General features: G+C 66.0%; 17 protein-coding genes. 12 read left to right on the forward strand and 5 right to left on the reverse strand.

From position 1 onward, the window contains the following. A partial coding sequence (locus A5692_RS29545; RefSeq protein ID WP_068058615.1) for a hypothetical protein occupies nt 1–1,089 on the forward strand: 1,089 nt, incomplete at its 5' end. 148 nt (nt 1,090–1,237) lie between these two features. Beyond that, on the forward strand, nt 1,238–3,067 hold the full coding sequence (locus A5692_RS19000) for a phosphoenolpyruvate carboxykinase (GTP) (protein WP_068058617.1): 1,830 nt from the start codon (nt 1,238–1,240) through the stop codon (nt 3,065–3,067). Here the strand turns inward: A5692_RS19000 and A5692_RS19005 are convergent. Further along, entirely contained in the window at nt 3,064–4,182 is a 1,119-nt protein-coding gene (locus A5692_RS19005; protein WP_068058619.1) for a sensor domain-containing diguanylate cyclase, read from the reverse strand. The genes A5692_RS19000 and A5692_RS19005 overlap by 4 nt on opposite strands. 162 nt (nt 4,183–4,344) lie before the next feature. Here A5692_RS19005 and fadD4 point away from each other — a divergent pair, with 162 nt between their 5' ends. Together fadD4 and A5692_RS19015 are read left to right on the forward strand one after the other, a co-directional pair. Beyond that, nucleotides 4,345–5,862, forward strand: coding sequence for a fatty-acid--CoA ligase FadD4 (fadD4, locus tag A5692_RS19010; RefSeq protein ID WP_068058622.1), 1,518 nt, complete (start codon nt 4,345–4,347; stop codon nt 5,860–5,862). Nucleotides 5,863–5,865: 3 nt separating this feature from the next. After that, on the forward strand, nt 5,866–6,840 hold the full coding sequence (locus A5692_RS19015) for an enoyl-CoA hydratase/isomerase family protein (RefSeq protein ID WP_068058624.1): 975 nt from the start codon (nt 5,866–5,868) through the stop codon (nt 6,838–6,840). Between the two features lie 13 nt (nt 6,841–6,853). Here the strand turns inward: A5692_RS19015 and A5692_RS19020 are convergent, their stop codons facing one another. After that, entirely contained in the window at nt 6,854–7,288 is a 435-nt protein-coding gene (locus tag A5692_RS19020; protein WP_068058626.1) for a CD225/dispanin family protein, read from the reverse strand. 117 nt (nt 7,289–7,405) lie between these two features. After that, nucleotides 7,406–8,566 (reverse strand): acyl-CoA dehydrogenase family protein, encoded by a 1,161-nt coding sequence (locus A5692_RS19025; RefSeq protein WP_068058646.1) that lies wholly within the window; start codon nt 8,564–8,566, stop codon nt 7,406–7,408. 133 nt (nt 8,567–8,699) lie between these two features. Between A5692_RS19025 and A5692_RS19030 the strand changes: the two genes are divergently transcribed. Beyond that, nucleotides 8,700–9,770 carry a MaoC family dehydratase gene (locus A5692_RS19030; protein ID WP_156766163.1) on the forward strand — a complete coding sequence of 357 codons (1,071 nt, stop codon included), beginning with the start codon at nt 8,700–8,702 and terminating at the stop codon, nt 9,768–9,770. Nucleotides 9,771–9,930: 160 nt separating this feature from the next. Here A5692_RS19030 and A5692_RS19035 read toward each other — a convergent pair whose 3' ends face one another. After that, a complete protein-coding gene (locus A5692_RS19035; RefSeq protein ID WP_068058630.1) occupies nt 9,931–10,725 on the reverse strand; it encodes an FkbM family methyltransferase in 795 nt (264 codons plus the stop codon). Nucleotides 10,726–10,927: 202 nt separating this feature from the next. On the opposite strand from A5692_RS19035, the gene A5692_RS19040 reads away from it, so the two are divergent. The 7 genes from A5692_RS19040 to A5692_RS19070 all read left to right on the forward strand — a co-directional run bounded on the left by A5692_RS19040 (nt 10,928) and on the right by A5692_RS19070 (nt 20,652). Continuing rightward, complete coding sequence (locus tag A5692_RS19040; protein ID WP_068058632.1) at nt 10,928–12,637, forward strand: hypothetical protein; 1,710 nt, start codon at nt 10,928–10,930, stop codon at nt 12,635–12,637. A 137-nt stretch (nt 12,638–12,774) separates the two neighbouring features. Further along, on the forward strand, nt 12,775–14,502 hold the full coding sequence (locus A5692_RS19045) for a hypothetical protein (RefSeq protein WP_068058634.1): 1,728 nt from the start codon (nt 12,775–12,777) through the stop codon (nt 14,500–14,502). A 326-nt stretch (nt 14,503–14,828) separates the two neighbouring features. Further along, complete coding sequence (locus A5692_RS19050; protein ID WP_068058636.1) at nt 14,829–16,211, forward strand: polysaccharide biosynthesis tyrosine autokinase; 1,383 nt, start codon at nt 14,829–14,831, stop codon at nt 16,209–16,211. Then, nucleotides 16,208–17,683 carry an O-antigen ligase gene (locus A5692_RS19055; RefSeq protein WP_068058638.1) on the forward strand — a complete coding sequence of 492 codons (1,476 nt, stop codon included), beginning with the start codon at nt 16,208–16,210 and terminating at the stop codon, nt 17,681–17,683. The genes A5692_RS19050 and A5692_RS19055 overlap by 4 nt, the downstream gene beginning before the upstream one ends. Nucleotides 17,684–17,775: 92 nt before the next feature. Next, entirely contained in the window at nt 17,776–18,807 is a 1,032-nt protein-coding gene (locus tag A5692_RS19060; RefSeq protein ID WP_231984374.1) for a glycosyltransferase family 4 protein, read from the forward strand. 153 nt (nt 18,808–18,960) lie between these two features. Continuing rightward, complete coding sequence (locus tag A5692_RS19065) at nt 18,961–19,749, forward strand: bifunctional 2-polyprenyl-6-hydroxyphenol methylase/3-demethylubiquinol 3-O-methyltransferase UbiG (protein ID WP_068058642.1); 789 nt, start codon at nt 18,961–18,963, stop codon at nt 19,747–19,749. A 249-nt stretch (nt 19,750–19,998) separates the two neighbouring features. Next, nucleotides 19,999–20,652 (forward strand): class I SAM-dependent methyltransferase, encoded by a 654-nt coding sequence (locus A5692_RS19070; protein WP_068058644.1) that lies wholly within the window; start codon nt 19,999–20,001, stop codon nt 20,650–20,652. Between the two features lie 126 nt (nt 20,653–20,778). On the opposite strand, the gene A5692_RS29980 is transcribed toward A5692_RS19070, so the two are convergent. After that, on the reverse strand, nt 20,779–20,901 hold a 123-nt coding region (locus tag A5692_RS29980; RefSeq protein WP_231984375.1), incomplete at its 5' end, for a hypothetical protein.

Genomic DNA, 20,901 nt, shown 5'->3' on the forward strand with positions numbered 1-20,901 from the left:
CAACTGGCCGACCCGGCGCTGGCGCGCCGAAACAGGTTGCGGGCCTGGGAATTCCGGCTGAAGACCGTCGCGCAGCGGTTCGACCGCGACGCCGACGGCGCCGGGCGGCGGGCCCGGGTCGACGCGCTGCGCGACGAGCGCAGCACGGCCCTGCGGCAGCGGCGGGAGGCCAAAACCGAGCGCACGATCACGCTGCGCGGCCAGATCCAGCAGGCGCGCGTCCAGCTGTCCCACTTCGCGCGCAACCGCTGCTCGTCGGTGCGCACCGAGCTGCAGGAGGACGTCGCGGGGTTGTCGCGGCGCGACATGCCCGGCTTCGAGGCGCACACGCTGGACCGGCTGGGCGAGGTGGTCGCGGAGGTGAACGAGGGCACGGCCACCCACCTCGCCGACGTCGCGCAGGTGGTGGGGGTTGCGACGACCCTGCCGGCCCTCGAGGAACTGCCGACGGTCGACGTCGCGCCGCCGCCGCTGAAATCGCGCCGGCAGGAAACCTGGCTGCTGATGCTGCTGGGCGCCGGCTTCGGCCTGGGTGTGGCGCTGACGTTGAGCCGCCTGCTGAGCGGGCTGGCCGCGCGGCTCAGCCCAGCGCTGTCCGTCGTCGCGGCGGTGACGTGCGTGGCGGTCGGGCTGGCGGTCACCCTCCTGGTGATCAACATCCGCAGCCTGCTGCACGACCGGGCGCTGCTGGACCGCTGGGCGGGCGACGTGACCTCGTCCCTGCGGTCGGTGGCCGAGGAGTTGGTCGCCACCCGCGTCCTGGTGGCCGAGTCGGTGCTGAGCAAGGCGGTGCTGGCCCAGGACGAGGTGGAGAACGCCGAGGTGAGCGAGCAGGTCAGCGCCATCGACCGGGAGCTGCGGGCGCATGCCATGGCCGCGTCGCGGGCCGCCGCCGCGCGGGACCGCGAGATGCCCACGGTGCAGGCGGCCCTCGACGCCGTGCGTGCAGAACTCGGTGAAGCGGGTATTCCACGCGTCGGCGGCTCCGCTTCGGACGCGGAGCAGGACGGCGAACGCGACGCAACCGAAAAACCGGCTTCTAGGAGCGGCGATGGCGATTCTGGGGAGTCTTCTGAATCGTTGTTGTGAGAAGGCTTATACCTGCCCGAGACTTCCCCGACAAGATGCTCACGATAACCTGTAGTTAACGCCACCATGTCAACCGTTGTGTGGGCGACCGCATACGCGATAGGCGCCCAAAGAAGCCCGAGTACGACGAAGAATTCAGGAGACTTCGATGACCTCAGCGACCATTCCCGGTTTGGATACCGCGCCCACTAAACATCAGGGGCTGCTGTCGTGGGTGCAGGAGGTCGCCGAGCTCACCCAGCCCGAGCGGGTGGTCTTCGCCGACGGTTCCGACGAGGAGTGGCAGCGGCTGACGGATCAGCTCGTCGAGGCGGGCACGTTCAAGCGGCTGAACCCGCACAAGCATCCGAACTCTTTCCTGGCGCTGTCAGACCCCTCCGACGTGGCTCGCGTCGAGTCCCGTACCTTCATCTGCTCCGAACGCAAGGAAGACGCCGGGCCGACCAACAACTGGATGGACCCCGCCGAGATGCGGTCCACCCTGACCGACCTGTACCGCGGCTGCATGCGCGGACGCACCATGTACGTGGTGCCGTTCTGCATGGGCCCGCTCGGCGCCGAGGACCCCAAGCTGGGCGTGGAGATCACCGACTCCGAATATGTCGTCGTCTCGATGAAGGTGATGACCCGGATGGGCAAGGCCGCGCTGGAGAAGCTGGGCGACGACGGGTTCTTCGTCAAGGCCCTGCACTCCGTCGGCGCGCCGCTGGAGCCGGGCCAAGAAGATGTGCCGTGGCCGTGCAGCGAGACGAAGTACATCACCCACTTCCCCGAGACCCGCGAGATCATGAGCTACGGCTCCGGCTACGGCGGCAACGCCCTGCTGGGCAAGAAGTGTTACTCGCTGCGCATCGCGTCGGCCATGGCCCACGACGAGGGCTGGCTGGCCGAGCACATGCTGATCCTCAAGCTCATCTCCCCGGAGAACAAGGCCTACTACTTCGCCGCGGCGTTCCCGTCGGCGTGCGGCAAGACCAACCTGGCCATGCTGCAGCCGACCATCCCGGGCTGGCGTGCCGAGACGCTCGGCGACGACATCGCCTGGCTGCGGTTCGGCAAGGACGGCCGCCTGTACGCCGTCAACCCCGAGTTCGGGTTCTTCGGTGTCGCCCCGGGCACCAACTGGAAGTCCAACCCCAACGCCATGCGCACCATCGAGGCCGGCAACACCGTCTTCACCAACGTCGCGCTCACCGACGAGAACGAGGTGTGGTGGGAAGGCCTGGAGGGCGACCCGGAGCACCTGATCGACTGGAAGGGCCACGACTGGTACTTCCGGGAGACGGAAACCAATGCGGCGCACCCGAACTCGCGGTACTGCACGCCGATGTCGCAGTGCCCGATCCTGGCGCCGGAGTGGGACGACCCGCAGGGCGTGCCGATCTCGGGCATCCTGTTCGGCGCGCGCCGCAAGACCACGGTGCCGCTGGTGACCGAGGCCCGCGACTGGCAGCACGGCGTGTTCATGGGAGCCACCATGGGCAGCGAGCAGACCGCCGCCGCCGAGGGGAAGGTCGGCACCGTGCGCCGTGACCCGATGGCCATGCTGCCGTTCCTGGGCTACCACGTCGGCGACTACTTCCAGCACTGGCTTGACCTGGGCAAGAACTCCGACGAGTCCAAGTTGCCCAAGGTGTTCTTCGTCAACTGGTTCCGCCGCAACGAAGACGGTGACTTCCTGTGGCCGGGTTTCGGCGAAAACAGCCGGGTCCTGAAGTGGATCGTCGACCGCATCGAGCACCGGGCCGGCGGCCAGGACACCCCGATCGGCACCGTGCCGGGCCCCGAGGACATGGACCTCGACGGCCTGGATGTCGCCAGCGGCGACGTGGCCAAGGCCTTGGCGGTGAACCCTGACGAGTGGCGTCGCGAGCTGCCGTCGATCGAGGAGTGGTTCGAGTTCATCGGCGAGCGGCTGCCGACCGGCGTCAAGGACGAGTTCGAGGCGCTCAAGCAGCGGCTGGGCGACGCCGGCTAGGGCGAGCTGGCCGCCGGTCCATCCGGGCGGCGCGACGGGCTTGTCTTCTTCTCCGCGTACATCAGTTCGTCTGCGCGGGCCAGCAATTCGTCGATCGTCGCGTGCTCGGCCGCGGTCGCCTGCACCAGGCCGATGCTGGCGGACAGGCGGTAGGGTCGGTCGGTCGTCTCGTTGAACGAGCGGAAGGCCTCGGTGAGTCGTTCCTTGACGGCCGCCGTGCCACTGTCGCGTTCGGTCACCATGACGCAGAACTCGTCGCCGCCCAGGCGGGCGACGATGTCGGACTCGCGCCGCGCGCCGCGCAGCACTCCGGCGACATCTTTGATCAGGGCATCGCCGGCATCGTGCCCCTGCTCGTCGTTGACCTGCTTGAGCCCGTCGACGTCGAGGAACGCGAGCACGCAGTTGTGGCCGAGGTGGTGCGCCCCGCGCAGTTTCTGCTCGGCCAGCAGGTAGAACCCGCGACGGTTGTTCAGGCCGGTCAGTTCGTCGGTGACGGACAATCGGCGGATCTCCTCGTTGGCGTTCCGTAGCGCGGCGGTCCGGTCGCGCACCCGCTGTTCGAGTTCGGAGTAGAGCCGGACGTTCTCCATGGCGATCGACGTCGAATCGGCCAGGGCCTGCAGCAGGCGCACCTCCCGTTCGGACGGTGGATGCCGGTGGGCCCAGTAGTTGCCGATCGCCCCGATCGGTTCGAGCTTGCGGATCGGTGCCATCACCAGGCTCTTGACGAACGTCGCGCGGTAGATCCCCTGCGGGATGCGGGAATCCCGGTAGATGTCCGGGATGACCACCGCGTCGCGGTTGAGCATCGCCCAGCCGCTGATGCAGGCTCCGATGGGGAAGCGGCTGCCCTTCCACAGCGGGGCGATGGCGTCTTCGTCGGCGTAGTAGCAATCGTCCTCGTCGCGCAGCACGAAGGTGGCGCCGTCGCAGCCGGTGAGTTCACGCGCCGAGGACCGGACGATGCGCTGGATTTCGGGCAGGCTGCGCGCCAGCGACAATTCCTGGACCGCCTCGAGCAGTCGCTCCATGCCGCCGACGTAGCCGTCAACCCCGGATCGGTCGATTTCGGAACAACAAGCCGCGGGTGCCGATGGGCTGTCAGCCTCCATGCGCACCTCCGTACGGCACTGGCGACGTAGGTAAAGCCAGCTGGTCAGGCACGGTACTTTACACCGGTCGGTGCCCCGCCGGAGTCGTCCGCCGCCACCGGTCCCCGCGGCGCACCGTGACCACTTGACACCCGTCAAGTTTTTCGGCGGTACAGTCTGCGCATGCAGATTCGCGAGCATTGCGGCACCGAAAAGCCCGCCGTCATTCTTCACCCGTCCGGCACCGTCGTCACCTTCGATGAGCTGGAGGCGCGGGCCAACCGGCTGGCGCACCACTTCCGGCGCGCGGGCCTCACCGAGGGCGACGTCGTCGCCATCCTCATGGAGAACAACGAGCACATGCACGCGGTCATGTGGGCGGCACGCCGCAGCGGCCTGTACTACGTGCCGATCAACACCCACCTGACCCCGGCCGAGGCCGCCTACATCGTGGACAACAGCGCCGCCAGGGCGATCATCGGGTCGGCGGCGCTGCGCAAAACCTGCGAGAATCTGGCCGAGCACCTGCCGGGTGGCCTACCCGAACTGCGGATGATCGCAGACGACGAATTAGACGGCTGGCAGCGCTACCCCGAATGCGTTGCCGCCGAGCCGGACACCCCGATCGACGACGAGCTCGAAGGCGACCTGCTGCAGTATTCGTCGGGGACCACGGGCCGGCCCAAGGGCATCAAACGCGCATTGCCGCACGTGCCGCCGGCCGAGGCGCCGGGCATGATGTCGGCCCTGGTCAGTTTCTGGATGAACCCCGATTCGGTCTATCTGAGCCCGGCCCCGCTGTATCACACGGCACCGTCGGTGTGGTCGATGAGCGCGCAGGCCGGCGGGATCACCACGGTGGTGCTGGAGAAGTTCGATCCCGAAGGCTGTCTGGACGCCATCGAGCGCTACCGCGTCACGCACGGCCAGTTCGTCCCGGCCATGTTCACCCGGATGCTGAAACTGCCTGAATCCGTGCGTAATTCGTACGACCTATCCAGCCTGCAGCGGGTGATGCACGCGGCGGCGCCGTGCCCGGTGGAGATCAAGAAGCAGATGATGGACTGGTGGGGGCCGATCATCGACGAGTACTACGCCTCCTCCGAGGCGATCGGCTCGACCCTGATCAGCGCCGAGGAGTGGCTGGCGCACCCAGGCTCGGTCGGCAAGCCGATGGCCTGCGAGATCCACATCCTCGACGAGAACGGTAACGAGCTGCCGCCCGGTCAGGCCGGCGAAATCTATTTCGCGGGAGGCTATTCCTTCGAGTACCTCAACGACGAGGCGAAGACCGCCGCGTCCCGCGACACGCACGGGTGGGTGACCGTCGGCGACGTCGGTTATGTGGACGACGAGGGCTACCTGTACCTGACCGACCGCCGCCATCACATGATCATCTCGGGTGGGGTGAACATCTACCCGCAGGAGACCGAGAACCTTCTGGTCACCCACCCGAAGGTGTTGGACGCGGCGGTATTCGGCGTCCCCGATGACGAGATGGGGCAACGCGTGCTGGCGGCCGTGCAGACCGTCGATCCCGCTGACGCCACCGACGAGTTCGCCGACGAGCTGCTGAACTGGTTACGAGATCGCCTGGCGCACTACAAGTGTCCGCGGTCGATCGCGTTCGAGGCGCAGCTGCCGCGCACCGACACCGGCAAGCTCTACAAGAACGGGCTGATCGAGAAGTACTCGGTGTGACCCATGCTCCGGGTGGTGGACCTGTCGCGCGTACCCAGTGCAGGCCCCGTGGACGGCACCGCGACCCCGCCGGGGGTGATCGTGGCGCACGGCGGGGCCGACGACCTGGCAGGGTGCGAATCATGGCTTACCGCAGCGACTTTCACGCTGACTGAGGACCGCTACGACGATCGCCGGGTCGTCACCGTCGACTCGGTGCCCGACGCGCTCGCGGAGTTGACCGCCCGCTGTCAGCGGTGGCCGGACGCCAGTAGCGTCTGTGACGACGTGTTGCGTGCGGTGGATCCCGGTGGCCCGGCGCTGAGCGCGGTGGTGACCGAGTCGCTGGCGTACTCGACCCTGCAGGCCGGACCGGAATTCGCGCGCTGGCTGACCGGGCGCGGGCCGGCCCGGACGCCCGACATCGCCGACCCGGTGCGGGCCGAGCGCGACGGCGACACCCTGCGGATCGCGTTCAACCGGCCGCAACGCCACAACGCGTTCTCCACCGACGCCCGGGCCGCCCTGCTGGAGGCGCTGACCGTCGCGCAACTAGACCCGTCGGTGACCGGGATCGTGTTGAGCGGCAACGGGCCGTCGTTCTGCAGCGGCGGAGACCTCGCCGAATTCGGCACCTTCACCGACCCGGCGAGCGCGCACCTGGCCCGCACCCGGCACAGCCCCGCCCTGGCGCTCGACGCGCTCACCGCCCGGCTCGGACCCGCCTGCAGGGCGGAGGTGCACGGCCAGGTGCTGGGCAGCGGGCTCGAGATGGCGGCGTTCTGCGGATGGGTGGGCGCACGCGACGATTCGGTTTTCGGGCTGCCCGAATTGCAGCTGGGGCTGATCCCCGGCGCCGGCGGAACGTTCAGCGTCACCCGTCGGATCGGCCGGTGGCGCACCGCCTATCTCGTGCTGTCGGGCCGCACCATCGACGCCGGCACCGCGCTGGACTGGGGACTGGTCGACGCGACCCGCGACCGAGAAGCGCCTAGGTAGCGCTAAAACCTTCTCAGAAGCCCGAATACGTGGTGGTCGTGGTCGACGGCAGGTGGGAGACGGCGAAGACGCCGATGGCAACGTAGACGAGCACGAGGATGACGGCGAAGACGGCCCCGACGATGGCGCCGATGATGGCCCACTTCTTGGCGTTGTTGGCCGCCTCCTGGGCCTCGGCGTACCGGCCCTGGGCCCACAGTCCGGACACCTTGGTGGAGTAGACGATCGAGACGATCCCGAGCGGCAGACAGCACAGCACGGTGCACAGGATGGCCCAGACGAGGTAGTTCTCGGGTTCCGGCTGTCCCGGCCAGCCCGGCTGGGGCGGCGGCCAACCCGGTTGCTGACCCGGTTGCTGTCCCGGCCAACCCGGGGGCTGGCCCTGCCAAGCCGGCGGTTGGCCCTGCCATTCCGGCGAGCCTTCGTACGGCCCTGGGGGATAACTCATGGCAGCCGACTTTCTTTCGTTGCAGTAACTTTTACTCCCGCATCGCTTTGCTGGCAGGAGAAGTCAGGCAAGGATACAGGACCCACCGGCGTCAAGCCCGCACATTCGTGCTCGCGCTCAGATACCACCCCGCGCGACGAGTTGCCCGGCGATCACGTTGCGCTGAATCTCGTTGGTGCCCTCGCCGACGATCATCAGGGGAGCGTCACGGAAGTAGCGCTCCACGTCGTATTCGCACGAGTAGCCGTACCCGCCGTGAATCCGCACGGCGTTCAGGGCGATCTCCATTGCCACCTCGGACGCGAACAGCTTGGCCATGCCGGCCTCCATGTCGCAGCGTTCGCCGCTGTCGTAGCGTTCGGCGGCATAGCGGGTGAGCTGCCGGGCGGCGGTCAGTTTGGTGGCCATGTCGGCCAGGTAGTTGCCGACCGACTGGTGCTTCCAGATCGGTTGGCCGAAGCTCTCCCGCTGCTGCGCATAGGCCAGCGCGTCCTCGAGCGCCGCCGTGCCCACGCCCAGGGCGCGGGCGGCCACCTGGATGCGGCCGGTCTCGAGACCCTTCATCATTTGCGAAAAGCCTTCGCCCATGCGGCCGCCCAGCACCGCCGACTCGGGCGCGCAGAAGTCGTCGAAGGACAGCTCGCAGGACTCGACGCCCTTGTAGCCCAGCTTTGGCAGGTCCCGCGACACCGTCAGGCCGGGACCCGGCTGGACGAGCACGATCGAGATGCCCCGGTGTCGCGGTGTGGCGTTCGGATCGGTCTTGCACAACAGCGCGATCAGCCCGGACCGCCGCGCGTTGCTTATCCACGTCTTGGCGCCGTTGATCCGCAGGCCGCCGGGGGCGCCGTCCGCACCCTCGAAGGGCAAGGCCGTCGTCGTCATGTTCTGCAGGTCCGAGCCGCCACCCGGTTCCGTCAGCGCCATGGTGGCGCGCAGCTCGCCGGAGGCCATCGCCGGCAGGTAGGTCCGCTTCTGCTCCTCGGTCCCGAACAGCGTCAGCAGCTTGGCCACCACGGTGTGCCCCCCCATCGCGCCGGCCAGGCTCATCCACCCGCGCGCCAGTTCCTCGGTGACCCGGACGTAGCACGGCATGGACACCGGCGACCCCCCGTATTCCTCGGGAATCGCCAGGCCGTAGATGCCGATCCGCTTCATCTGCTCGATCCACGCCTCGGGATAGGTGTTGGCGTGCTCGACCTCCCGGACGGTCGGCTTGACGTCGCGGTCGATGAACGCCCGCACCGTGGCGACCAGCATCTCTTCTTCGTCATTCACCTGCGCACATTCCTCCAGCCTCGATGGTGGCGACTCGCTTCGCCCGGCTTCGCCGCGCTCGCGATCACCACGAAGTTGATCGTGGTGACCCGCTTCGCCCGGCTTCGCCGCGCTCGCGATCACCACGAAGTCGATGGTGGCGACCCGCTTCGCCCACCGATTCCACAGCCTGCCAGCATGTGGCGTTGTGACTAGTGACGGGTACGCGGACATCCGTGCCGGCGGGCCGTACTTCGACGATCTCGCGGTCGGCCAGGTCTTCGACTGGGCGCCCGCGGCGACCCTGTCGTCGGGATTGGCCGCCGCCCACCAGGCGATCGTGGGGGACCGGCTGCGGCTCGCCTTGGACGCCGGCCTGTGTGCGGCCGTCACGGGCCTACACGCTCCGCTGGCACATCCGGCACTGGTCTGCGACGTGGCGATCGGACAGTCGACGCTGGCCACCCAGCGGGTCAAGGCCAACCTGTTCTACCGCGGGCTCACCTTCCACCGCTTCCCCGTCATCGGCGATTCCCTGTACACCCGCACGGAAGTGGTTGGGCTGCGCGCCAACTCGCTCAAGCCGGGCCGGGCTCCGACCGGCCTGGCCGCGCTGCGGATGACCACCGTCGACCAGGACGACCGGTTGGTGCTCGACTTCTACCGGTGCGGCATGTTGCCCGCCAGCCCCGATTGGGAACCCGATGACGCACCGCAGGACGATCTGTCCACCGTCGGCGCCGACGTGCCCGGCCCGACCGCCGACCCGGCCGCGCAGTGGGACGGCGAGGTGTTCCGCGCCAGGGTGCCCGGCCCGCACTTCGACCCGGGGCTGGCCGGCGCCGTGCTGCACAGCACCGGCGACGTGGTCAGCGGTGCGCCGGAGCTCGCCCGGCTCACCCTGAACATCGCTGCCACGCACCATGATTCGCGGGTGGCCGGTCGGCGGCTGGTGTACGGCGGGCACACCATCGGGCTGGCCCTGGCGCAGGCGAGCAGGCTGCTGCCCAACCTGGCGACGGTGCTGGGCTGGGAGTCGTGCGATCACACCGGCCCGGTCCACGAAGGCGACACCCTGTACAGCGAGTTGCGCATCGAGTCCGCAGAGCCGGCCGGCAATGGGGGCGTGCTGGAGCTGCGGTCGCTGGTCTACGCCGTCAGCGACGGGGCAGGCGAGGCGGACCGCGCGGTGCTGGACTGGCGGTTCAGCGCGCTGCAGTTCTGAAGGCGCTCACGCCGGCTCGTTGGGTACTGAGGTGAGGCGGGAACAGACCGATCCCAAGCGGCGACGCTGGATAGGCGATACCGGCCCCAACGCAGCCGGGTTTGCGCAATTTGCATGCTCTGCCGGTCCACCGTGGAACCCGGTGTTCCACTGCGCGGCTTCAAGCCCGGTTGGGAACGAAGACAAAATTGTTGACGTAGACACCGCGGGCCGCCCACCCGTCGTCCGCGCCGCCGATGTTCGCCGGATTCTGATGTTTGGCCGCGTCGAACTGTTCGATTGGTAATCGAGCGCCACCGAGGTCGAAACGGCCCGCGTAGCCCAGGCCGGTCAACAACGCGGTGATCTCCAAGACGGCGTTGGGGTGATGGCGTTCCTCGGCTTCCACGAGAACCGCCGGCCGGTTGCGCGCGAGGGTGTCCTGGGCGCCGCGCAATACGGCCAGTTCGTGGCCTTCGACGTCGATCTTGATCAGCCCGACATTGTCCAGGTGCAGATCGTCGAGGCGCATGACCGGCACGTCGATGCTGTGCACCCGGTCGGTGCTCACATCGCCTAGCGCGTTGCCGGTGTCGATCGTGCTGCGACCCGGTTCCGCCTCGACGATCCGCATGGCCGTCACGCCAGGCTTGTCCGACAGCGCCACCGCTTCCACCCGCGCCGCGACGCCGACCGCGTTGAACATCGCCGCCAGATCGCGGGCCTGGGCCGGCCTGGGTTCGAAAGCGATGACTGACTGCGAAGATGGCAACATCGCGACCGTGAACTCGCCGACGTCGGCTCCGATGTCCAGCGAAACCCGCGTCGGATCGCACAGAGATGCCGCCAGTTGCACGTCCGGGCGGGATTCACCGAGGCGTTGCAGGATGCGGTATCTCCGCCGCCAGAACAGGCGTGGTGCAACCCGCTTTGCCGCGGGCGCGAGCCATCGTTTAGCCGAGCGTGCGACGGGCATCTGTCATGCCTTCCAGCGGCCCTGTTGCCGAGTTCTCAGCATAGTCACCGAGTCGTGCCCGCGAACGCTTCCGATGCGGCGAATGCGTCCGCTTCGCCACACGGCCGCGCAACTTGCACGGCGCGGTATGTATGGGGGCTGCTGACAATCTCGGCGCGCGAAACGTCAGCCAGGGCAAACCGCAAGTTCCATACTGTAGACGATGGTTCGTCGGTCAAAGCAGGTGCTGGTTGGGGTCGCGTGCGCTGCACTGGTGATGTCCGGATGGGATGGTCACACCGGCAAGTCCCCGCTGACCGCCTTGGTTATTCCGCCGATATTGGCCGATGTTCAGCAGATCCCTAATCCGTTGCGTGGCCAGTATGAGGGTCTGTTGCAGCCGTTGTTTCCGCAGGGTAATCCGGCGCAGGGTCGGTATACGGGGTGGCGTGGGTCCAATGACGCTAGTTTGCGGGTTTCGTGGCGGCAGTTGCAGCCCACCGATCCGCGTACGTTGCCGGCTGATGCCCCCGATGAACGCAAGTTCGATTTCGGGGTGATTGATACCGCGCTGAGGCAGTTGGCGATCCGCAATATGCGGCTGATGCTTCGGGTGTATGCCTATAACTCCTCGGGTGAAGGCTTCTACCCGAACGGTCGCAACATCGAGGTTCCGGATTGGCTGGCCGCCAGGCCCGGTGCGACGACCAGTTATGCCGGGCAGTCGAACACCGCCGCGGGCTGGGCGACGCAGGTGGTGCCCAATTGGAACGACTCTGGCTATCTGGATGCGTTTTCTCAGTTGCTCGCCGCGCTCGGGCGTCGTTATGACCGCGATGAGCGGTTGAGCGTTTTCGAGTTCTCTGGGTACGGGGACTTCAGCGAGAACCACATTGCCTATTTGCGGGATTGGTTGGGTGCGCCGGGCCCGGCGCCGGATGAGAGTGTGGCGAAGCTGGGGTATTACAGCCAGTGGCGTGATCAGAGCATCACCGCCGATTCCGTTCGTCGGCTGGTCGCGGCCAATGTGAACGCGTTCCCCAATACCCGGTTGGTGGTCAACGTGCCCAATCCGGAGATCGTGCGCCAGCTGTTCGCCGACGAGGTCACCAAGAAACTGTCCGCGCCGGTGGGCATCCGCTCGGATTGTCTCGGGGTCTACCCGATGTTGCCCGCTTGGGCGGACTTGAAGGACTCCTATTACGTCCAGAAGAACGATCCGTTGGTCAACCAGATCAAAGACCGGCTGGCCTCGACCCTGGTGGTCACCGAGTGGTGCCAGTTGCCCTATGAAGCCGACGCGCAGACCTATTACGAAGCCGCCCTGCATGACGTGGTCACGTATCACGTGTCGATGACGTCGAGCTTCAATTTCCCGGACTGGCTGGCGACGACGCCGATGCTGCCGGTTTTGTATGCGTTGTGGGCGAAAGCCAATACGTTCTCCGGTTACCGCTACTCGGTCCAGGTGGTGGCCGGATCGGAGTCGATACTCAACGGGGTCGCTCAGATCCCGCTCACCTGGACCAACTACGGCGCCGCGGCCACAGTCGAGAATTGGGTCGTCCATTATCTGCTGGTGGATTGGTGGGGCAATCTGATTGAGACGCTGCCCTCAACGATGGATTTGAAGACCCTGGTTCCTACTCCTGGTGTGGGTCCGGGTCGCATGGCGATTCCGGCGTCGCGCACCGAATCCGTGTCGGTGGACATGAAGACCTTGGCGCCGGGGCACTACACGCTGCGTGCCGCCGTGGACTGGCAACAGCACAAACCGGGCGCCTCCTACGTGATGAACTATCCGCCCATGAATTTGGCGCGCGACGGGCGCGACGACCTGGGGTCCTACCCGATCGAGACGATCGACATCCCCTACAACGCCTTGTTCACTCCACCGGGCAAGGACAGCGCACGAACACCCCCCGGTATGTAGGGCCGCCCGACCCCAGCAGAGCCCAACACGAGCCGACGCGACGCGCGATCTGCACAGGGCCGGCGAGCGAGGTCAGCTGCACCCACTGCACGAACCCGAAACGTGAACCAAGCCTGGTCGCGCGCTCCATACTGGGGATGATGGTTCGTTGTTCGAAGATAACGGTGGTGGCCGTCGCCGTGGCCGTGGCCGCATGCACGGCGCTGGCGCCGGCCGCACGGGCCGCTCCGAGCGACACCCCGGTGCTGACCGCCTTGGTTATTCCGCCGATATTGGCCGATGTTCAGCAGATCCCTAATCCGTTGCGTGGCCAGTATGAGGGTCTGTTGCAGCCGTTGTTTCCGCAGGGTAATCCGGCGCAGGGTCGGTATACGGGGTGGCGTGGGTCCAATGACGCTAGTTTGCGGGTTTCGTGGCGGCAGTTGCAGCCCACCGATCCGCGTACGTTGCCGGCTGATGCCCCCGATGAACGCAAGTTCGATTTCGGGGTGATTGATACCGCGCTGAGGCAGTTGGCGATCCGCAATATGCGGCTGATGCTTCGGGTGTATGCCTATAACTCCTCGGGTGAAGGCTTCTACCCGAACGGTCGCAACATCGAGGTTCCGGATTGGCTGGCCGCCAGGCCCGGTGCGACGACCAGTTATGCCGGGCAGTCGAACACCGCCGCGGGCTGGGCGACGCAGGTGGTGCCCAATTGGAACGACTCTGGCTATCTGGATGCGTTTTCTCAGTTGCTCGCCGCGCTCGGGCGTCGTTATGACCGCGATGAGCGGTTGAGCGTTTTCGAGTTCTCTGGGTACGGGGACTTCAGCGAGAACCACATTGCCTATTTGCGGGATTGGTTGGGTGCGCCGGGCCCGGCGCCGGATGAGAGTGTGGCGAAGCTGGGGTATTACAGCCAGTGGCGTGATCAGAGCATCACCGCCGATTCCGTTCGTCGGCTGGTCGCGGCCAATGTGAACGCGTTCCCCAATACCCGGTTGGTGGTCAACGTGCCCAATCCGGAGATCGTGCGCCAGCTGTTCGCCGACGAGGTCACCAAGAAACTGTCCGCGCCGGTGGGCATCCGCTCGGATTGTCTCGGGGTCTACCCGATGTTGCCCGCTTGGGCGGACTTGAAGGACTCCTATTACGTCCAGAAGAACGATCCGTTGGTCAACCAGATCAAAGACCGGCTGGCCTCGACCCTGGTGGTCACCGAGTGGTGCCAGTTGCCCTATGAAGCCGACGCGCAGACCTATTACGAAGCCGCCCTGCATGACGTGGTCACGTATCACGTGTCGATGACGTCGAGCTTCAATTTCCCGGACTGGCTGGCGACGACGCCGATGCTGCCGGTTTTGTATGCGTTGTGGGCGAAAGCCAATACGTTCTCCGGTTACCGCTACTCGGTCCAGGTGGTGGCCGGATCGGAGTCGATACTCAACGGGGTCGCTCAGATCCCGCTCACCTGGACCAACTACGGCGCCGCGGCCACAGTCGAGAATTGGGTCGTCCATTATCTGCTGGTGGATTGGTGGGGCAATCTGATTGAGACGCTGCCCTCAACGATGGATTTGAAGACCCTGGTTCCTACTCCTGGTGTGGGTCCGGGTCGCATGGCGATTCCGGCGTCGCGCACCGAATCCGTGTCGGTGGACATGAAGACCTTGGCGCCGGGGCACTACACGCTGCGTGCCGCCGTGGACTGGCAACAGCACAAACCGGGCGCCTCCTACGTGATGAACTATCCGCCCATGAATTTGGCGCGCGACGGGCGTGACGACCTGGGGTCCTACCCGATCGAGACGATCGACATCCCCTACAACGCCCTGTTCACCCCACCGGGCAAGGACAGCGCACGAACACCCCCCGGTATGTAGGGCCTCCCGACCCCAGCCAAACCCAACACGAGCCGACGAGACCCGTTCAGAGCAGGCGGGATCCGCGGCGCTGTCGAAAATCACGCAAAGGTCAAAGACGTGGTGTCCCAACGGCTCCGCCGCCTTCGGGCGGTGGACGCCGGTCCCACAAGCTCGGGGATTTATCCTATGGCACCGCAAAACGTTCGGCCGTCTGGGCAAACGGGATCCAATTTTCGACAATTCGCTATTGGCGATGCTGCATAATATGCATGCGGTTTACCCGGCGGGTGCGGAGCGGACGGGATCGACGCTGTTCGTGACACCGGTTCGAGAAAGGGTAGTGGATGGATTTCCGCACCTTTGTTCAGGTCCTCCTGCTGCGCTGGAAACTCGTCGTGGGCGCGTTGCTGGCGTGTCTGGTCGGTGCCGCAGCCGTGACCGTCTTTCAGAACAAGGCGTACCAGTCGTCGGCCACGATCCTCATTTCGATCTCCGGTGAAACCGACGTCACCGACGTGTACTGGGGCGGGCAGGCCGCGCAGGACCGATTGTCGTCCTACGCCGAGATCGCCGGCGGGCGCGCCGTGGCCGAGCGCGCGGTCAGTCAACTCCAACTCGCGATCAGCCCGGACGTTGTGGTGAGCCAAACCCAGGTGAGATACACGCCGAAATCCATGCTGTTCACGATCACCGTCACTGACACCGATCCCAAGCGCGCCGCGGTACTCGCCGGGGGGATGGCCGATTCGTTCGCGGCGCTGGTCCCCACGCTCGACGCCAATCCGGCTCCGCCACGCCCGGATGCGCCGCAGAGGCCGACGCAAAAACCGACAGCCAGAGCGACGGTGGTGAAGCAGCCCGAGATACCCGATCGTCCGAGCAGGCCGGTGCCGGATCGCAACATGGCGATGGGCCTTGTCGCCGGCGTCCTTCTTGGCATCGCGGTGGCGCTGACCCGAGAGGCCAGCGATCACACGGTGCGCACCCGCCGGAAGCTGGAACAGCTTTCGGGCTTGCCGACCTTGGCCGAGCTGCCCGGGAAGCGCGGCGGCGCACCGCGGTTCGGCACCGATGTCACCCTCGACGACGCTGTGCGCGACTTCCGCACCCGGCTGCTCAGGGCGATGGGACCCGAGGCTCGCCGGGTGCTGGTGGTGGCGCCCTTCGGTGGTGAGGGAACCACGACGACCGTGCTAAACCTCTCGCTGTCACTCGCCGAACTCGGGGAAGACGTGCTGTTGGTCGAGGGCGATACGCGCCGGCCCGTGATTGCCGGCCTGCTGAGAGTTGAGTCGCGGGAGGGACTGGCCAATGCACTGGGCAATCCCGAAACTGCTTTGGAAGCTGTGAAGCCGGCCCCGATTCCGAAGCTTTTCATTCTCGCGTCGCGATCCTCCCGCCGCGACATCTCGCCCTGCAGCGCCTACCAGCCGGCAGCGATCGACCAAGTGCTGACGGATCTGTCGTCACATTTTGACCGCACGGTCGTCGACGGCCCGCCGGTGCTGGCGACTGCTGACAGCGCCGTGCTGGCCGGTGCCGTTCAAGCCACGGTGTTGGTCGTGCGGGCGGGCCGAACGACTTTCGATGAGCTCGAGGACGCGTTGACCGCGCTGCGCTCGGCCGGCGCGGCGATCCTCGGCACCGTGCTGACCGATGCCCGCGTTTCCCGTCACGTCAGAGCTGCGGCCAGGAACTACCGCGTAAAGGTCGGCGGTCCGCCGTGACCCACTACGTGCGAGGCCGCCGCCTCCGCTTGGCAATTGGCGCAGTGCCGCTGGCGGTGTTCCTGTTCGGTTGCTTCGCGGTCGGCGTTTTCGCGGTACGCAGTACCGGCCAGGGCATGATGCTGATCCTCGCAATGTTCAGCCTGGTCGTGTACTGGGCCAAACCGGAAGCGATGGTAGGAGTCGCGCTGTTCTTGGCGTTCGCTGCGCTTCCGGCGAGCTTGCACGTTGGCAAAGTTGTCGGCCCGGCGGTGATCTACGTATACCAAGTGGCGGTGGTCCTGGCGATCTGCTTCTTGATTCCCGTGGTGAGACCGCGGTTCTCGAACTTCGCGGTACCGGGCATTTTCGCGCTGGTGGTGCTGTTCTTTACCGTTGTCGGATTCGCGACCGGACATGCCGGCTGGGTGGTGATCCGTGAATCGCAGACCCTGCTCGAAATGGTCGGTGGGTTCATCCTGGGCTTGTTGATCGTGTACGGCGACTACGTCAAGTTATCGATCCGGGTGCTGACGCTGATTCTGTGGTTTTCGGCGGGCATGGCGATCGTGGGTTCGCTCCATGCCGTCCGCCTGGCCGGCCGGGCCGAAAGCCTCATGGGAACCGGAGCCAGCCAGGCCCTCCGCGTGATCATCGCCACCCAATCGCCGGCTACCGCCGTGCTGACCGCACTGGTCGCCGCTTCGATCATCGGCCGGGTCAGGCCCGCAACGTATTTCACGCTGGGTGTCCCCGCGTTGGTCATCGCGTTACTGTCATTCAGCCGCAACCCATTGATCTCTTTTGCGGTGGCCGCCGTCGTCGCTTTGTTTGCCAGCTTCAGCTGGTCAACCCTCCGCCGAACCGCGGCACTTGCCGCGGTCGCCGGAGTGGTCATTGCGGTGATGGCACCCACCGCGCTGTTTCTGCTGCAGGGCTCGTCGACCGGCGCGTGGCTCACCGATCAGTTCGCCGCGTTCAATTACCGGGTGCTCAGCGGAGTTTCGACAGGTGCGCTTGCCGTCGACACATCGACGCTGGACAGGCTGCGGGAGGTGGAACACCTCGACCGCGCGATCGCCCGGGCACCCTGGTTCGGCCACGGCCTGGGCTACGCCTATCAGCTGCCGTACGGCGACGACCCGAACGACTTCACCATGAAGTTCTATCCGACCTACTCTCACAACTTCTACCTCTGGTGGCTTGTCAAGTCTGGCGCGGTGGGCATGGCGGCGTTTGCCCTATTCGCGCTCACCCCGCTGATCCGCGCGCTGCGCCGGTCGTCTGCGCCCGCGAAGATCAGTGCGGCGGTCAGTGCCGGCCTGCTCGCCATCTCCGCCGTTTGGCCGTTGCCGGAGATGCCGGTTGACGCCTTGGCGCTGGGCCTGGCGCTGGGATCCACGATGGGCTTCGCCCGTTCGCGACACGCGGGCCAGGATGCGGGCGAGTTGGGCGTCAACCGGGCACCGGCGCCAGCCGGTGTACCCGCGTGAAGTCGGTCGGTGCCATGCCGGCGCCGCCGGATGGTCGGCTTCGGGTACTAGTGGTCGGTCCGGCCCCGGCAGGTCCGGCCAGCCGGGGGGGCATGGCTACGGTGATCGCCCTGATGGCGGCCCATCCTGACGAGCGGATCCGAATCACGGTGGTGCCGACGTTCATGGACGCGCCGATGTGGCGGCGGCTGGTGGTCGGTGTCCACGGCATGCTGCGCGCCACGTGGCTGGTGTTGCGTGGGCGCACCGACGTCCTGCATGTCCACCTGGCGCACGGTGGCAGCGTGATCCGCAAAGCGCTGCCGCTGTGGGCGGCGCGACTGGCCGGCGTGCCGGCGGTGGTGCACGCCCACAGCTACGACTTCGGCGGTTGGTTCGATCGGCTTCCGCCGCTGGGCCAGGCGGCGGTGCGGCGGATGCTGGTCGCCGATCACTGGCTGCTGTTGGGCGAGCGTCATGTTGACGAGTACGCCGACCGGCTGCGGTTGCCGGCCGCGCGGATCAGCGTGCTGCGCAACGCTGTCCGGATTCCGGACGCTCCGGTGACGCAATCAGGTGTCGAGCGGGTGCACGCCGTCGCGCTCGGCCGGCTGGGAGTGCGGAAGGGCAGCTATGACGTGATTGCTGCCGTGGCCGCTCTCGACGAGACGGTTCGCAGCCGTCTGCGGGTGACGCTTGCCGGCGACGGAGATCTCGAAGCGGTGCGCGGGGCCGTCGCCGGAACAGGTCTGGGTGGAACCATTCACGTGGTGGAGTGGCTTGATCCGGCGGCGTGCGACGAATTGCTCAGCGGCGCAAACATTTTTCTGCTGCCCAGCCGCGACGAAGGTCTGCCGATGGCGTTGCTCGAGGCGATGGCGTACGGATTGGTGCCGGTGACGACGATGGTGGGGAGTATCGGCGAGGTGGTCAGCGATCGCGTTAACGGCCTGCTCGTTCAGCCCGGTTGCCCCGGTCAGATCGCGGAGGCGTTGAGCGCACTGGTGATCGATGAAAACCTGCGGGCTCGGCTGGGCGCGGCCGCACGCGATCGGGCCGGCGATTTCGGGCTGGACCGTTGGTATCAGGAGCTGACGCGGCTGTGGACCGATCTGGCGAGCAGGCCGCCTGTACTTTCCCGCTGACAACCCGTATTGCGCGGTCTACGGCAAAGACCCGAGTGCCCTGTCGGTCGGCCCAGGCGGAAGAATGTTTACGGCACGTGCCGCGAAAGCCAGCATGAGGTCCCCGGCGGTGATCCCATAGAAGCACGACGATGATGACAGCCTCGGTGACGGGTGTCCGCACCCGCCGCCGGAGATACGGGAAGCGCAGCATTGACGCACAGCGAAGAGGCCGCCCTGCAGTTTTTCGAAGGGCAAGCGGAGTCCAATAAAGAGTTCTGGCGGCGATTGGGAACCACACCCCCAGACTGGACCGGCAAACGTGTTCTCGATGTCGGCTGTGGCCACGGAGCTCTGTCGATCGAGATGGCCGAAGCGGGGGCCAGCGTGACGGGCGTTGATCTAGACGAAAACCTCATCGCGTTCGCGAATCGTAACCTGGCTCAACGATTCCCCCATCTGGTCGGCCGCGTGGCATTTCGAGTGGTGGATGCGACGTCGTTGTCGGGGGACCAACCGTTCGATGTGATCGTTTGCAAAGACACCTTCGAACACGCCCCGGACGTCGCGTCGTTGCTGAAGACCCTCGGTGAGCTATTGGTCCGGCCGGAGGGGCTTCTCTACGTAGGTTTCAGCCCGCTGTATTACAGTCCGTTCGGCGACCATGGTCGCACCGGGTTGAAAGTGCCTTGGGCGCATGCAGTTTTACCCAGGCGTGCGGTTTACGCGGCCGCCGCCCGGCACAACGGCCATCCGGTGAGCTCGCTGTTGGACATCGGCCTCAACGGTAATACCCCCGAACAGTTCCGGGCCGCGTTCGACAACAGCGGACTGCGGCTGCTGCACATCGGCTACAACCGTGGCGACAAGCGGTTGCTGCCTCTCTTCGAGAAGGTGCGCACGCATTTCCCACGACTCGAGAGATTCGCCACCGTCAGCATCTACGCCGTCTTCGGCGTCTGAATGTCGCAAGTCAATTCTGCCGCCGCCCGCGGTGGGACGAATTGGCATGCGCGTCGCAGATAAGCGCATAATTGCCGTTTTCCGTCCAGCCAAATCATCCATCGCCCGGTGCAAAGCGCACGACCGCCCACGCTGTTGCGGCTGTCGGCGGAAGCGATTACTCTCGCTACGCGGCACTTTGCTGCGACACGAGACTCGAAACGCCGCAGTGAAGATCGCGTCATCGGTTGGCCTCAAAGAGTCGAGTGGATGTCAAATTGGTTGCGGGACGCCGCTACGGGCGTCGATTCACGGCGATCACTATCTGGGCGTGCCCGGACTCGACGATGGCAGCACCTCATCGAGGTGTTCCCATCTCTTCCGGAAATGCGAGTGCTGGATCTCGGTGGAACACCGGAATCGTGGCGACTCGCGCCGGTGCTGCCCAAGTCGGTCACCACCGTGAACCTCCGGGCGCAGGAGTCGGTAGACGAGGGCTTTGTCACGATTCGGGGGGATGCGTGCGACCTGCCCGCCGCGGTCGCGAGTGACCACTTCGATCTGGTGTACTCGAATTCACTGCTCGAACATGTGGGCGGCCACGCCCGTCGTCAACGCTTGGCTGACAACATCCACTCGCTCGCCGATCACCATTGGGTGCAGACGCCATACCGGTATTTCCCGATCGAACCACACTGGCTCTTCCCGGGGATGCAATGGTTACCCTTCGAGGCGCGGGTGCAGATATCGCTGCACTGGAACCGTGGCCACATTCGTACATATTCTCGCGAAGAGGCGATGGAACAGGTCGACGAGGTTGACCTGATCGGTATTTCCCAGATGCGTCGATATTTCCCGTCGTCTGTCATTTGGTACGAACGATTCGCTGGTTTGATCAAGTCCCTGGTCGCCATTCGGGCCTGACCCGAGTTGGCTCAAAATGTGTGCGCACTTCAGCGGGAGTCTTGATCGACAACGATCCGATAAGAACGGGCAGTCCAAAGCGTAATTCTCTATGCCCCAACCCGTTTCAACTTCGACACGATGCTGCTAACTAATTAGTTGTGTTGGTGGTGGTTGCGGTTGGAAGGGTTGGTACCACCACCAGTCGGCGCGTTCGCCGGTGGGTCCGGGGCATGGGGCGACGGCCCCGCGCACCGCTTCGAGATCTCC

It is taken from the genome of Mycobacterium sp. E342 (genome assembly GCF_001667665.1).
Taxonomy (GTDB): Bacteria; Actinomycetota; Actinomycetes; order Mycobacteriales; family Mycobacteriaceae; genus Mycobacterium.